The organism is Proteus sp. G3927 (assembly GCF_963894685.1).
GTDB lineage: Bacteria > Pseudomonadota > Gammaproteobacteria > Enterobacterales > Enterobacteriaceae > Proteus > Proteus mirabilis.
The window spans coordinates 156,830-171,420 of record NZ_CAWQGX010000009.1 but is presented as its reverse complement, the minus strand read 5'-3'; the positions used below and the strand labels follow the sequence as shown (position 1 = coordinate 171,420).

The 14,591-nt window shown below is 40.8% G+C and carries 10 protein-coding genes; 9 read left to right on the top strand and 1 reads right to left on the bottom strand.

Features of this window, described 5'->3' with window-relative positions; translation table 11 throughout:
• The first annotated feature begins 26 nt into the window (after window positions 1-26).
• From thiB to rluA, 8 genes are all read left to right on the top strand, one after another.
• On the top strand, window positions 27-1,040 hold the full coding sequence (thiB, locus tag AACV00_RS02850) for a thiamine ABC transporter substrate binding subunit (RefSeq protein WP_004245525.1): 1,014 nt from the start codon (window positions 27-29) through the stop codon (window positions 1,038-1,040).
• Window positions 1,040-2,620, top strand: coding sequence for a thiamine/thiamine pyrophosphate ABC transporter permease ThiP (gene thiP / locus AACV00_RS02845; protein WP_046334723.1), 1,581 nt, complete (start codon window positions 1,040-1,042; stop codon window positions 2,618-2,620). The genes thiB and thiP overlap by 1 nt, the downstream gene beginning before the upstream one ends.
• Window positions 2,613-3,314: a thiamine ABC transporter ATP-binding protein ThiQ gene (gene thiQ / locus AACV00_RS02840; RefSeq protein WP_004245527.1), complete on the top strand. Its 702-nt coding sequence runs from the start codon at window positions 2,613-2,615 to the stop codon at window positions 3,312-3,314. Before thiP ends, thiQ begins: the two co-directional genes overlap by 8 nt.
• A 127-nt stretch (window positions 3,315-3,441) precedes the next feature.
• A complete protein-coding gene (locus AACV00_RS02835; protein ID WP_004245528.1) occupies window positions 3,442-3,894 on the top strand; it encodes a helix-turn-helix domain-containing protein in 453 nt (150 codons plus the stop codon).
• On the top strand, window positions 3,894-4,463 hold the full coding sequence (locus AACV00_RS02830) for a PIN domain-containing protein (RefSeq protein ID WP_017827532.1): 570 nt from the start codon (window positions 3,894-3,896) through the stop codon (window positions 4,461-4,463). Before AACV00_RS02835 ends, AACV00_RS02830 begins: the two co-directional genes overlap by 1 nt.
• Before the next feature lie 115 nt (window positions 4,464-4,578).
• Window positions 4,579-6,933, top strand: coding sequence for a DNA polymerase II (locus AACV00_RS02825; protein ID WP_107337099.1), 2,355 nt, complete (start codon window positions 4,579-4,581; stop codon window positions 6,931-6,933).
• Window positions 6,934-7,124: 191 nt separating this feature from the next.
• Entirely contained in the window at window positions 7,125-10,028 is a 2,904-nt protein-coding gene (gene rapA, locus AACV00_RS02820; protein WP_161680193.1) for an RNA polymerase-associated protein RapA, read from the top strand.
• A gap of 58 nt (window positions 10,029-10,086) precedes the next feature.
• Window positions 10,087-10,740, top strand: coding sequence for a bifunctional tRNA pseudouridine(32) synthase/23S rRNA pseudouridine(746) synthase RluA (gene rluA / locus AACV00_RS02815; RefSeq protein ID WP_104731823.1), 654 nt, complete (start codon window positions 10,087-10,089; stop codon window positions 10,738-10,740).
• A gap of 244 nt (window positions 10,741-10,984) precedes the next feature.
• Here the strand turns inward: rluA and djlA are convergent, their stop codons facing one another.
• Window positions 10,985-11,785: a co-chaperone DjlA gene (gene djlA / locus AACV00_RS02810; protein WP_161680195.1), complete on the bottom strand. Its 801-nt coding sequence runs from the start codon at window positions 11,783-11,785 to the stop codon at window positions 10,985-10,987.
• A gap of 425 nt (window positions 11,786-12,210) precedes the next feature.
• Here djlA and lptD point away from each other — a divergent pair, with 425 nt between their 5' ends.
• Window positions 12,211-14,577: an LPS assembly protein LptD gene (gene lptD / locus AACV00_RS02805; RefSeq protein WP_004245537.1), complete on the top strand. Its 2,367-nt coding sequence runs from the start codon at window positions 12,211-12,213 to the stop codon at window positions 14,575-14,577.
• Window positions 14,578-14,591: the final 14 nt, after the last annotated feature.

Here is a 14,591-nt window from a genome sequence, read left to right as displayed (position 1 = left end):
CTTGACTTTTTACTGAGGAAAATAGCGTGTTAATAAATTCTCTTCGTTCAACTCTTTTATTCAGTGCACTAGGTTTGTTCAGTGCTTTTGCCACAAATGCACAACAAACCAAACCCACACTTACCGTCTATACCTATGACTCTTTTACCGCGGATTGGGGGCCTGGTCCGGCAATTAAAAAAGCATTTGAACAGCAATGTGATTGTGAGCTAAAACTGGTTGCCCTTTCTGATGGGGTTTCTCTCCTTAATCGTTTACGTATGGAAGGGAGTAAAAGTAAGGCTGACATTATTTTAGGGCTAGATAACAATCTTATTCATGCGGCAAAACAGACCGGACTTTTTGCACCAAGCAATATTGATACATCAAAACTGGCATTACCTGAAAAATGGACTGATGACACTTTTGTGCCTTATGACTACGGTTATTTCGCTTTTATTTACGATAAAAATCGTATTACTCATCCCCCTAAAAGCATGGATGAGTTGTTAAATAGCCAACAGCCGTGGAAAATCCTTTATCAAGATCCACGTACCAGTACCCCCGGCTTAGGCTTAATGTTATGGATGCAATCACTGTATCCAAACAATACCGCTGAGCAGTGGCAAAAATTGGCGAATAAAACACTGACAGTAACCAAAGGCTGGAGTGAGTCCTATGGCTTATTCTTGAAAGGAGAAGGGGATTTTGTGCTTAGTTACACCTCATCTCCGGGCTACCATATTTTGGCTGATAAAAAAGACAATTATGCGGCTGCTATTTTTGATGAAGGACACTATTTACAGGTAGAAGTTGCAGCCAAGCTAAAATCCAGCAAACAGCCAGAATTAGCTCAGCAATTTATGCAATTTATGCTAACCCCCGCTTTCCAAGAAACCATCCCAACCACTAATTGGATGTATCCTGTTATTGATATGCCACTACCTGAGGTCTACTCCGTTATGCCTAAACCGCAAAAGTCATTACAATTTGATGCTGATGTGGTAGCCAAAGAGCGCCAAACATGGACACGTAATTGGCAATCTGCGGTTAGCCGCTAATGGGTAAATGGCTTATCCCGGGGCTATGTGCCTCGGGATTATTACTTACCGTCGCCCTTCTCTCCTTCGGTGCTTTATGGTTTAACGCGCCAAGTGGTGATTTATCGACTATTTTTGCTGATAGTTACCTATGGCATGTGGTGCGCTTTACTTTTTGGCAAGCATTTTTATCCGCGCTATTTTCCATTTTACCGGCAATTTGGTTAGCAAAAGCGCTCTATCGACGCCAATTTGTTGGCAGAACGCTCTTTTTACGCTTATGTGCAATGAGTTTAGTTCTACCGGTGTTAGTGGCGCTATTTGGCATTTTAACTGTGTATGGTCGCATGGGGTGGCTGGCTCAAATATGCCAATGGTTAGGGATTGATTACCATTTTACGCCTTATGGTTTACAAGGCATTTTACTCGCACATATTTTTTTCAATATGCCACTGGCTACCAGAATGTTGTTACAAGCCTTGGAAAGTATTTCTACCGAGCAACGCCAATTAGCATCACAATTGGGAATGAATGGCTGGCAACGTTTTCGTTTTCTCGAGTGGCCCTATTTATGGCGACAAATCCTGCCTACTGCATCACTGATTTTTATGCTCTGCTTTGCAAGTTTCGCGACTGTATTAGCGCTGGGAGGTGGGCCTGCGGCAACAACTGTTGAATTGGCAATTTATCAAGCATTAAGTTATGACTACGATTTACATCGTGCAGCGCTATTAGCATTAATTCAGCTATTTTGCTGCTTAGGATTAGTACTTGTTAGCCAAAAATTAAAGGGAACACTCTTTGTCGGTAGTCATCAAAAACTAAGCTGGCGTGATCCTAGCGACTCATTAATCAATAAAATAACGGATAGTTTAATTATCGTACTTGCTATGCTCTTTTTACTTCCTCCGTTATTAGCGGTGATAAGTGATGGCTTAAACAGTCAATTATTAGGTGTTCTACAACAGCCGGTACTTTGGCAAGCCTTTACAACATCATTAATTATTGCACTTGGCGCTGGGGGACTTTGTGTTATTTTAACGATGATGTTGCTCTGGAGTAGTCGAGAATTACGCTTACGCCATTTTAAAAAGGCCGGACAAGCGCTGGAAATGAGTGGACTCATTATTCTGGCTATGCCGGGCATTGTATTAGCGACGGGCTTTTTTCTATTATTAAACAGCACAACCGGATTACCTGAATCCCCCTATCTTTTAGTGATCCTCACTAATGCGCTTATGGCTATTCCATATGCTTTAAAAGTACTTGAAAACCCAATGAATGATATTGCAGCCCGCTATAATCTATTATGTGCTTCCCTTAATTTGCGAGGTATTAATCGTCTACGTTGGATAGAGCTACGCGCTTTGAAAAAGCCACTATCACAAGCACTGGCTTTTGCTTGTGTCATTTCCATTGGTGATTTTGGTATTGTTGCCTTATTTGGAAATGAAACTTTTAGAACATTACCTTTTTACCTCTATCAGCAAATCGGTGCTTATCACACACAAGATGGCGCTGTCACCGCGATGCTCCTTTTGCTGTTATGTTTCACGCTTTTTAGCCTTATCGAACGCGTTTCAGGAAAATCCCATGATTAAGTTAGAGCAGCTTTCTTATACCTATGAGCACCAACATCTGACCTTTAATTTAACGGTAAAAGCGGGGGAGCGTATTGCTATTTTAGGTCCCAGTGGTGCAGGTAAAAGCTCATTACTCAGCTTAATAGCGGGTTTTCTGCCCTCAGAGTCAGGCTCATTATTTTTAAAAGGGAAAGATCATACCAAAACAGCCCCTGCCCAACGCCCTATCTCGATGTTATTTCAAGATAACAATCTTTTTCCTCATCTCACGGTAAGACAAAATATTGGTTTAGGGCTAGATCCAGGGCTAAAGCTCACTGTGGCACAGAAAGCACTATTAGAAAGTCGAGCCAAACAGGTTTCTTTAAGTGATTATCTAGAGCGTTTACCTTCACAGCTATCAGGAGGTCAACGTCAACGAGTGGCAATTGCCCGTTGTCTGGTACGTGAACAGCCTATTTTATTGTTAGACGAACCTTTTTCCGCCCTTGATCCCGCATTACGTATCGAAATGCTGACATTATTAGAACAAATTTGTGATGAAAAAAATCTCACTTTGCTCATGGTGTCTCACAGCTTAGAAGATGCTCATAAAATCGCACCAAGAGCGCTTGTTATTGATAATGGCACCATTGTCTATGATGGAAATACAGCGTCATTAATCAAAGGCGAAGTGGATCAATCACTGCTTTTAGGGATACCTTTTAATTAATCTATTGAAATATAGCGATATCGAAAGAAGCTTATTCCCCCCTACAAGCCTCTTTCGAATATTTCGAATACTTGACTATTTTTCGAATATTTCAGATAATCTAGTTATTAAAAAGGGGGAAATACTAATGAATACGATAAGTGAGAGACTTAGTGCTGAAGATATTGCATTAGCAAAATTAAGTAGCCAAGAGCTATCCGCTGTTATGGATATTAATGGCAAAACGCAGAAGCTATCCATTATAGATAAGACGGGTAATAATCATATTGTACAAATACCAAATAGTGCATTACGCCTAATGATTGAAATTCTTACTCAACTAGGGCAAGGGAATACTGTTAGTATCACACCAATCCATGCTGAGCTAACGACACAGGAAGCGGCTGATATACTCAATATGTCCCGTCCTACATTTGTAAAATTATTAGATACACGAGCGATACCCTACTCTAGAAAAGGAAATCGTAGGAAAGTTGCTTATGCTGATATTGTTGCTTATAAAAATGAATTGGAGCAAAAACGACTTGATGCCCTTGCTGAATTATCGCAATTAGATCAAGAAATGGATATGGGGTATTAATGACAAACTATACTGTTTTGCTTGATGCCTGTGTCATGTATCCAGCCCCTCTTAGAAGTTATTTAATGTATCTTGCTAATACTGGTTTATTTAGAGCACGTTGGAGTAATCAGATCCATGATGAATGGATCACTAATTTATTAGTCAACAATCCAACATTAACAGCTGAGCGACTAATACGAACCAGAGATTTAATGAATGCACATGTTCCTGATTGTTTAGTAGAAGGCTACGAACCGCTTATTTGTGGTTTAAAGCTACCTGATCCTAATGATCGTCATGTGCTAGCAGCAGCAATAAAAGGGCAGGCTCAAGCTATAATTACATTTAACTTAAAAGATTTTCCGCAAAAATACCTTAATTCTTTTGATATTTCAGCTATCCATCCTGATGAATTTTTGAGTGACATGTTTGAATTAAATCCTAGTAGCTGTATTAAAGCGGCGCAACAACATAGACAAAGCCTAAAGGATCCACCAATGACCGTAGAGACCTTTTTAGGCTGTTTACAAAAGCAGAAATTACCCCAGTTTATTTCCCATTTACGGGCATTCCAGATATTATTATAAGTACATCAACCCGTGTAATATCCCATTTCCTATCATAACAAGGCTATGATTAATATTATAATTAATAGTTAACGATCTCTTTTTCAAGCTTCAATATCTCGCTTATTAGGAAATTATGACAATTCACACAGAGCAAGGCTTTATTCTTACCCGCCATTGGAGTGATACCCCACAAGGTATCGCTGTCTCCTATTGGTTGGCGACAGAAAATGGACCGCGTAAAGTCACGGTTGCAAAGCAGTATGCTATTGGTTTTGTTGCCCAACAAAATGAAAGTATATTACGCTCAGTGGTTGGTCATAATCGCGATATTGATATTCGTCCTCTGGCGTTAAAAGACTTTGAAAGACAACCTGTTTTGGGGGTTTATTGTAAACAATACCGCCAACTTACCCAGCTTGAACAGCAATTAAAACAGTATAATATTCGCCTATATGAAGCCGATATCCGCCCACATGAACGCTATATGATGGAGCGTTTTATCACCGCGCCTGTATGGTTTCGTTATCAAAATAGTCATACTGTCACGCTAAAACCTGCCAGTGATTATCGTCCTACATTACGTACCGTCTCTTTAGATATTGAAACCAGTGAGTTTGGTGAGCTTTATTCTATTGGATTAGCCGGTTGCGGTGATAACGTTGTTTTTATGCTTAGTGACACCCTCCCAGAAGTTCAAGAAAGCCAACAACCTGAAGGCTATCGTCTGTGCTATGTAAGTAGTCGATTACAACTCCTTGAAAAACTAAATGCTTGGATACAAGAGTACGATCCTGATGCGATTATTGGTTGGAATCTTATTCAATTTGATTTGCGTATCTTGCATACCCATGCTCAGCGTTACGGGATCAATTTATTATTAGGACGACAAAATACCCCATTAGAGTGGCGTGAACATGGTTTTAAAGCGGGGCACTTTTTTGCCTCAGCACAAGGGCGTTTAATTATTGATGGTATTGATGCTTTAAAAATGGCGACATGGAATTTTCCCTCTTTTAGCCTAGAGTCAGTTGCTCAAACACTGCTAGGGGAAGGGAAAGCGATTGATACACCTTATGCCAGAATGGACGAAATCAATCGCCGTTTTAAAGAAGATAAGCCCGCCTTAGCGTATTATAACTGGCAAGATTGTGTCTTGGTTAATCGTATCTTTGATACCACACACTTAATGGAATTCTTATTAGAAAGAGCCAGTGTAACAGGACTGGCAGCAGATAGAAGTGGTGGCTCTGTCGCAGCATTTACTCACCTCTATTTACCCTCAATGCATCGTCTTGGTTATGTTGCCCCCAATCAGGGTGAAAAACCCGAAGAGCATAGCCCTGGTGGTTTTGTCATGGACTCAACACCGGGTCTCTATGACTCAGTGGTGGTACTGGACTATAAAAGCCTATATCCCTCTATTATTCGTACCTTTTTAATCGATCCGGTGGGTATGATTGAAGGTATGCATCACCCTGATAGCACACATGCCGTTCCCGGTTTTCGTCAAGCGTGGTTTTCACGAGAAAAACACTGTTTACCCACCATTGTTTCACAAATCTGGCATGAACGAGATAATGCTAAACGTCATAACAACGCCCCGCTCTCTCAAGCATTGAAAATTATTATGAATGCTTTTTATGGTGTATTAGGCTCGGTAGGCTGTCGTTTTTTTGATCCTCGATTGGCTTCATCAATTACTTTACGTGGTCATGAAATTATGAAAAAGACCCGTGAATTAATTGAGTCAAAAGGCTATCAAGTGATTTATGGTGATACTGATTCTACTTTTGTTTGGCTTAAAGCCGCTCATAACGAAGTACAAGCAGAGCAGATCGGTCGTCAATTAGCGCAAGATGTTAATCAATGGTGGAAAAGCTATCTGACTGAAACTTACCAGCTTGATAGCCAATTAGAGCTTGAGTACGAAACCCATTATCGCCGATTCTTGATGCCCACTATTCGAGGCATGGAAACCGGAAGTAAAAAACGTTATGCAGGGCTAAGTCATGATAAAATGGTGTTTAAAGGATTGGAAACGGTCAGAACAGACTGGACACCACTGGCGCAAGCGTTTCAAAAAGAGCTTTATACACGCATCTTTAATCAGCAACCTTATCAACAGTTTATTCGTGATTATGTTGCTGATACGCTATTAGGAAAATATGATGATAGACTGGTTTATCGAAAAAGATTGCGACGAAAATTATCAGACTACCAGCACCATATCCCCCCTCACGTCAAAGCAGCTCGATTAGCGGATGACTATAATCAATTACAAAATAGGCCGCAACAATATCAGCAAGGCGGTTGGATTAGTTATATAATTACTCAATTGGGGCCAGAGCCGTTAGAGCATATCACTTCGACACCTGACTATGAACACTACATTAATAAGCAATTAATGCCGATAGCAGATGCTATTTTGCCATTTCTACAAGATGATTTTTCTACCTTGTTAAATGGGCAAATGACGCTCTCTTTTTAAGATGTGTTATTTTGCAGGTGACGGCTTGCTTTGCATCTATTAACATAACGCCCCTTTGGTGATAATCACCTTTTTTCTCATCTTGAGAAAGATACTATTTTTTATCCCGTAGATTGGATGACAACACCGCAATACTGCATTCATTAATAATGATTTTATAAATTATATATTTGAGAGCTGAGTTTATATATATGCCTTTTACTCTTGGTCAACGTTGGATTAGCGATACAGAAAGCGAACTTGGACTAGGTACTGTTGTGGCAATTGATGCCCGTATGGTGACCTTACTTTTTCCTGCATGTGGCGAAAATCGTCTTTATTCCCGCCATGATGCCCCAATAACGCGGGTGATGTTTAATGTGGGGGATACTGTCACCAGTCATGAAGGCTGGAAGCTCGCCATCGACAACGTTGTGGAAGATAATGGCTTACTTATTTATCACGGCGTACGTTTAGATACCGAAGAGCCAGCACAACTGCGTGAAGTATTCTTAGATAACAAACTCACTTTTAATAAGCCACAAGATCGTCTTTTTGCTGGTCAAATAGACCGTATGGATCGTTTTGCTTTACGCTATCGTGCGCGTAAATTTATGAGCGAACAGTTTAAGCAAGCACAAAGTGGTCTACGTGGTATTCGCGCAAGTCTTATTCCTCATCAGCTCTATATTGCTAATGAAGTGGGTAAACGTCATAATCCACGCGTTTTATTAGCGGATGAAGTTGGGCTGGGTAAAACTATCGAAGCGGGTATGATAATCCACCAGCAAATCATGGATGGACGCGCTGAGCGTGTTTTAATTATCGTTCCTGAAAGCTTACAACATCAGTGGTTAGTTGAGATGTTACGTCGTTTCAACCTACGTTTTTCACTGTTTGATGATAGCCGTTATAGCGAATCTTTATTAGATAGCGATAATCCTTTCGAAACAGAGCAGATGATCATTTGCTCATTAGACTTTGTGCGTAAAAACAAACAACGCTTTGAACACCTTGTTGAAGCGACTTGGGATATGTTAGTTGTCGATGAAGCCCACCATCTGGTATGGAGTGAAAAGGCACCAAGCCGAGAATACCAAGTTATCGAAACGCTAGCTGAAGCGATCCCTTCTGTATTGTTATTAACCGCAACACCGGAGCAACTTGGTCAAGAAAGCCATTTTGCCCGCTTACGTTTGCTCGATCCTAATCGTTTCCACGATTACAACGAATTTATTAATGAACAACAAAAATATCGCCCCGTAGCCGATGCGGTAACCATTTTGCTTTCAGAAGATGATTTAAATAACGAACAGCAAAATAGCATCAGTGAGATGATCAGCGAGCAAGATATAGAGCCGTTGCTAAAAGCCTCTAATACCCAAGGTGAAGAGCGTACAAAATCTCGCCAAGCACTTATTCATATGTTGATGGATAGACACGGTACGGGTCGTCTGTTATTTCGCAATACTCGCTCCGGCGTCAAAGGCTTCCCTAACCGACTGTTGCACGCAATAAAAATGCCACTACCAACTCAGTATCAAACCGCCATTAAGGTGGCTGAGATTATGGCAGCGAAAAAGAGCCTCGAAGTACGAGCAAAAGAGATGCTCTATCCTGAACGTATCTACCAAGAGTTTGAAGGTGAAAATGCCACATGGTGGAACTTTGATCCACGCGTTGAATGGCTACTAGGCTTTTTAACCGCCAATCGTCATGAAAAAGTATTAGTCATTTGTGCTCAAGCCGCCACAGCATTGCAATTAGAACAAGTTTTACGTGAACGTGAAGGTATTCGTGCTGCAGTATTCCATGAAGGGATGTCTTTACTTGAACGAGATCGTGCAGCCGCTTATTTCGCCTCAGAAGAGGAAGGCGCACAAGTGTTACTATGTTCTGAAATCGGTTCAGAAGGGCGTAACTTCCAATTTGCTAATCAACTAGTGATGTTTGATCTCCCCTTTAATCCTGATTTATTAGAACAACGTATTGGTCGTCTTGATCGTATCGGTCAAAACCGCGACATTGATATCAGTGTGCCTTATCTTGAAGGAACCGCTCAATCTGTTCTATTACGTTGGTATCACGAAGGGTTAGATGCATTTGAACATACCTGCCCGACGGGTCGTACAATTTATGACAACGAATATGATGCGCTAGTCAATTATCTTGCTCAACCTAATGAACTAGGTGATTTTGATAAGTTTATCGTTTCTTGTCGTAAGCAACATGATGAGATGAAACTCAAACTAGAACAAGGTCGTGACCGTCTATTAGAAATGCACTCTAACGGCGGTGAAGTTGGCGTTGAGTTAGCGAATAAGATTGCAGAGCAAGATAACGATCCCGATCTGGTTAACTTCGCCTTAAACTTATTTGATATTGTGGGCATTAACCAAGAAGATCGTAGTGATAGCTTAATTGTATTAACGCCATCAGATCATATGTTAGTTCCTGACTTCCCAGGATTACCGCAAGATGGTTGTACAATTACCTTTGATAGAGAGCACGCACTCTCTCGTGAAGATACGCAATTTATCAGTTGGGAACATCCTATTATCCGTAATGGATTAGATTTAGTCTTATCTGGTGATGCAGGTAGTTGTGCGGTTTCTTTATTGAAAAACAAAGCATTACCTGTAGGTACGCTATTAGTTGAACTGATTTATGTCGTAGAAGCGCAAGCCCCTAAACACCTTCATTTAACTCGCTTCTTACCGGCAACTCCAGTACGCTTATTACTTGATTTAAAAGGTAATAATCTTGCATCACAAGTTGAATTTGAAAGTTTTAACCGCCAATTAAATGCGGTGAATCGCCACACATCCAGCAAATTGGTCAATGCGGTACAAAATGAAGTTCATCATGTACTAAAAGCATCAGAATCCTTAATGGAAGCGGAAGCGAAAACGCTAATTGAACAAGCGAAGCAAGAAGCAGACAACGCATTAACACATGAGTTATCACGCTTAGAGGCATTACGTGCCGTTAACCCAAATATACGTGATGACGAAGTTGAAGCAATTGAAAATGAGCGCACGCATATTCTTAACCACTTAGATGAAGCGACATGGCGCTTAGATGCGATCCGTTTAATTGTTGTTACCCACCAATAATCACTGTTAAAACGGGGGAAAGCTTTATCTCCCCCGTTATTTTGCTGAGATATCCACTATGATGGAAGTTTATAACCCCCCCACTGATCCTTGGTTACACGTTTTATATCAAGATGAGCATATTATTGTTGTTAATAAACCCAGTGGATTGCTATCTGTACCCGGCAAAGCGCTAGAACATCACGACAGCATTATGTCGCGTATAAAAGCCGATTATCCTGATGCGGAATCTGTTCATCGCCTTGATATGGCCACGAGTGGTGTGATGGTTGTTGCGCTTAATAAAGCCGCCGAGCGTGAATTAAAACGCCAATTTCGTGAACGAGAGCCGAAAAAAACCTATATTGCCCGTGTCTGGGGAAAGCTTGAAAAACCACAAGGGTTAGTAGATCTGCCGTTGATCTGCGATTGGCCTAATCGACCTAAGCAAAAAGTGTGTTATGAAACAGGAAAGTCTGCACAAACTTTTTATGAAGTGATGGAATATGAAGAAAATGCAACGCGGGTAAAACTATCACCAATAACCGGACGCTCCCATCAGCTACGGGTTCATATGCTAGCATTAGGTCATCCTATTTTAGGGGATCGTTTTTATGCTCATCCGCAGGCAAGAGCACTCGCACCTCGCCTGCAGTTACATGCTCAGGAATTATTTATTACGCATCCGGCCTTTCATTCACCGATACATTTTGAATGCCTGGCAGATTTTTAACCTGTCTTACGACACTAAAACGGTCACCGAACTTAGTGAAGCAAGGAGCAGACAGAGCGCTAATCCTATTACCCCAACAAGAACACGGACGTTTGACATTGATATAGTTCCTTTTATAAGAGAATGAGAGTGAAATAATTAAATTTCACTTATATTTTACCGTGACAAATAATAATCTCAACTAAGACTGAGTTATCTTCATCACGGATTAATTCTCTCTTTTCTCATCTTTATTTACAAGATGTTAACGAAATCCTTTTTCTTTTTTAATCAAATCGTAAGCAACTTGGATAGCTTGTGCTTTTTGTTTTGCAATTTCCATCATCTCCGGTGGTAAACCTTTTGCAACCAATTTATCAGGATGATGTTCTCCCATTAATTTTCGATAAGCTCTTTTTATTGTTTTAACATCATCACCCTCTTTAATACCTAACACTTTATAGGCGTCAGAAAGCGTTGGGCCTTGAGTTTGTGGCTGATAATTTTGCCCTTGTTGATAATGAAAACTTTGCCCCGCCTGCATCATGGCTAATATATGTTCAAAACGGGCGCGAGAAAATCCGAGCTCATCAATAATAATAAACAGCATTTTACGTTCGTTAGGATGTAACTGCCCATCAGCAAATGCGGCTTGTAATTGAATTTCCAGAAACATCTGCAGTAAATCACAACGACCGGCACAAATTTGGCGAACACGTTGTAAGGTGGCTCTAAGTGGGAAATCAACCTCTTTACCTTCTCGAAACGCCTGTTGTGCTGCTTGACGTGCTGCCCCATGTAAATTCATTCTATCCATTAACGTACTGGCTAATGTGATATCGGTTTGTGTCACTCGTCCTTTGGATTTGGTTAAATGCCCTAAGACTTGGAATGTGGCAGCAAAGAAATAGGCTTGTCTATCACGATTATAGCGCCCACCATAGCTTAATTTACTTCTTTGTACGTCATAAAGGTGTCCTAGAAAAACCCCAATCACAATGCCCCAAAAGCCGATCCCGGCAAAACTACCGATGATAAGGCCTAATAATTTTCCCCAATAGCGCATAGACTCCTCAAATCTTCAATGCCCTGCTCACAATTTTGCATTATCATACTATTCATTTGCTTTCACACCTAACATCAAGCAAGCTCAAATAAACTTTTTCTTAAAATGATGAGGTTTTCGCTAGCTGCTTGCACAGAGATAATGCTGTTTTCGTTTAAATTGTGTTAAAGTAAAATAAGTGACCAAACGAATAACTTTAGCGTTGTTATGCAGCACGAAATACCGCACAAACGCGGTGTTTTTTTGTTTCTAATAAAGCTATAAACCGATTTCAACATAGAAACATCGAAAAAAGGGAACTGCTCTTTTTTCGGTTACCGTTAGAACAATGTTCAGGACGTTGGGCTAGTGTTGCATAACTCCCTGCGTTAGTTTCTCGCTATTTAGCAGTAGAAGCCACTGATGACGGAAGCACATAAATACTCATGAAAAAAAGTTATCCCACACTGCTGGCCACCTTAGTTTGGGCCACAATTTATGCTCAGCCTGCATATGCTGATCTTGCCTCTCAATGTTTACTGGGAGTCCCTGTTTATAATAAGCCATTAGTCGAAGGCGATCCTAACTCATTACCTGTCACCATTACGGCTAAGGATATGCAAGGGGAATACCCACGCATGATCCAATATAGAGGCAATGTAGACATTAAACAGGGAAATCAAACATTAAGCGCAGATAATGTTGAGTTGACCCAAACAGAAGGTGAAACACCATTAAGAATGGTCACCGCGACAGGTAATGTCTCTTATGATGATCCACAAATCATCTTAAAAGGCCCACGTGCTTGGTCTAATCTAAATAATAAAGATACTGATATCGAAGAAGGTAAATACCAAATGGTGGGCCGACAAGGCCGTGGCTACGCGAATAAAATGCAAATGCGTGGCGAAAACCGCTATACCATTATGGATAAAGGGATGTTTACCTCTTGTCTACCCGGCGACGATAGTTGGAGTGTTGTCGGCTCTGAGGTTATCTTAGATCGTGAAGAGCAAGTAGCAGAAATTTGGAATGCACGTTTTCGTGTTGCTAACGTCCCAGTCTTCTATAGTCCTTATCTGCAATTACCGATTGGCGATAAACGTCGCTCTGGTTTCTTAATTCCTAATGGTAACTATTCTCGTAGTTCTGGGTTTGACTTCCAACTGCCTTACTATTGGAATATTGCCCCTAATTATGATGCGACTATTACCACGAATTATATTAGTCGCCGTGGTTTAAAGCTCGATAATGAATTTCGTTATTTAACAAAACCGGGTCGCGGTACGATTGCGGTTGATTGGATCAACCACGACAGTCAATACAATAAAGATAAAGCAGACGAAAAAGCGGGTTATCTGGCGCGTGATTCTGCTACACGTTGGTTATTCTATTGGGGTCACAGTGGGGTGATGAACAATGTGTGGCGCTTTAATGTTGACTACACAAAAGTCAGTGATAACAAATATTTCACCGACTTTACTTCGCAATATGGTAATACCACTGATGGTTATGCGACGCAAAAATTCAGTACCGGTTATGCTCAGCAAAATTGGAATGCCACATTAACCACTAAACAGTTCCAAATTTTCTCAGATAATAAAGATGCAAGGGCTTATCGTGCTGAGCCGCAGCTTGATCTTAATTATTATAAAAATGATATTGGCCCATTTGATTTTCGTACTTATGCACAATTTGTCCGCTTTACCAGTGTCGGAGAAAACACCCCTGAAGCGAACCGTTATCATATAGAGCCAACCATTTCCTTACCTGCCTCCACTGGCTGGGCAAGCTTTAATAATGAGTTTAAATTGATGGCGACTCATTATGATCAAGATATTCCTGATGCTTATAAGAAGAAGTATCCACATCAAAAACTTGATGATAGCGTCAACCGCGTACTACCACAATTTAAGTCAGATATGAAAGTGGTATTTGAGCGCCAATATGACACTAACGATATTACGCAAACGTTAGAGCCACGAGTACAATATCTGTATGTACCGTATAAAGATCAGTCTAATATCAATAACTTTGACTCAGCGCTATTACAATCCAACTATAGCGGACTTTTCCGTGACAGAATGTACGGTGGTCTAGATCGCATTGCTTCTGCAAACCAATTAACGGCGGGTGTTACTTCACGTTTTTATGACAGTGAACTGGTTGAACGTTTTAATATTTCTGTTGGTCAAATCTATTTCTTTGAGCGTCCGAAAACAGGTTCATCGAATGAAATTATCAATAGCAAAGATGAAACCGGATCTATGGTATGGGCAGGCGATGCATATTGGCGTATTACTGATACTTTAGGTATGCGTGGTGGTTTACAATATGACCGTCGTTTAGGCAGTGTCTCTATGGGTGATGCGATTATGGAGTATCGCCGTGATAGCGACCATCTCTTACAATTGAGCTATCGTTATGTAGACCGTGATTATATTCAAGCAACACGGGTTCGCCCTTATGATGGCGGCGTCAATCAACTACCAGAATACCAAAAAGGCATTTCTCAAATTGGTGTTGTCGGCAGTTGGCCTTTAGCAGAACGTTGGGGACTGGTCGGCGCTTATTACTTTGATACCAAAGATTCAGAGCCAGTAAGCCAAATGGTTGGCTTACAATATAACACCTGTTGCTGGGCGGTAAACGTTGGTTATGAACGTAAAATTGTTGGCTGGAAAGAAGACCACAGCGATATTGACAACAAATGGTCAATCAATTTGGAACTCAGAGGCCTAAGTAACAATCATAGTTTAGGTAGTCAAAAAATGCTTGAGCGCGGTATCTTACCTTATCAAAGAGCGTTTTGATTAACCCAAACGAC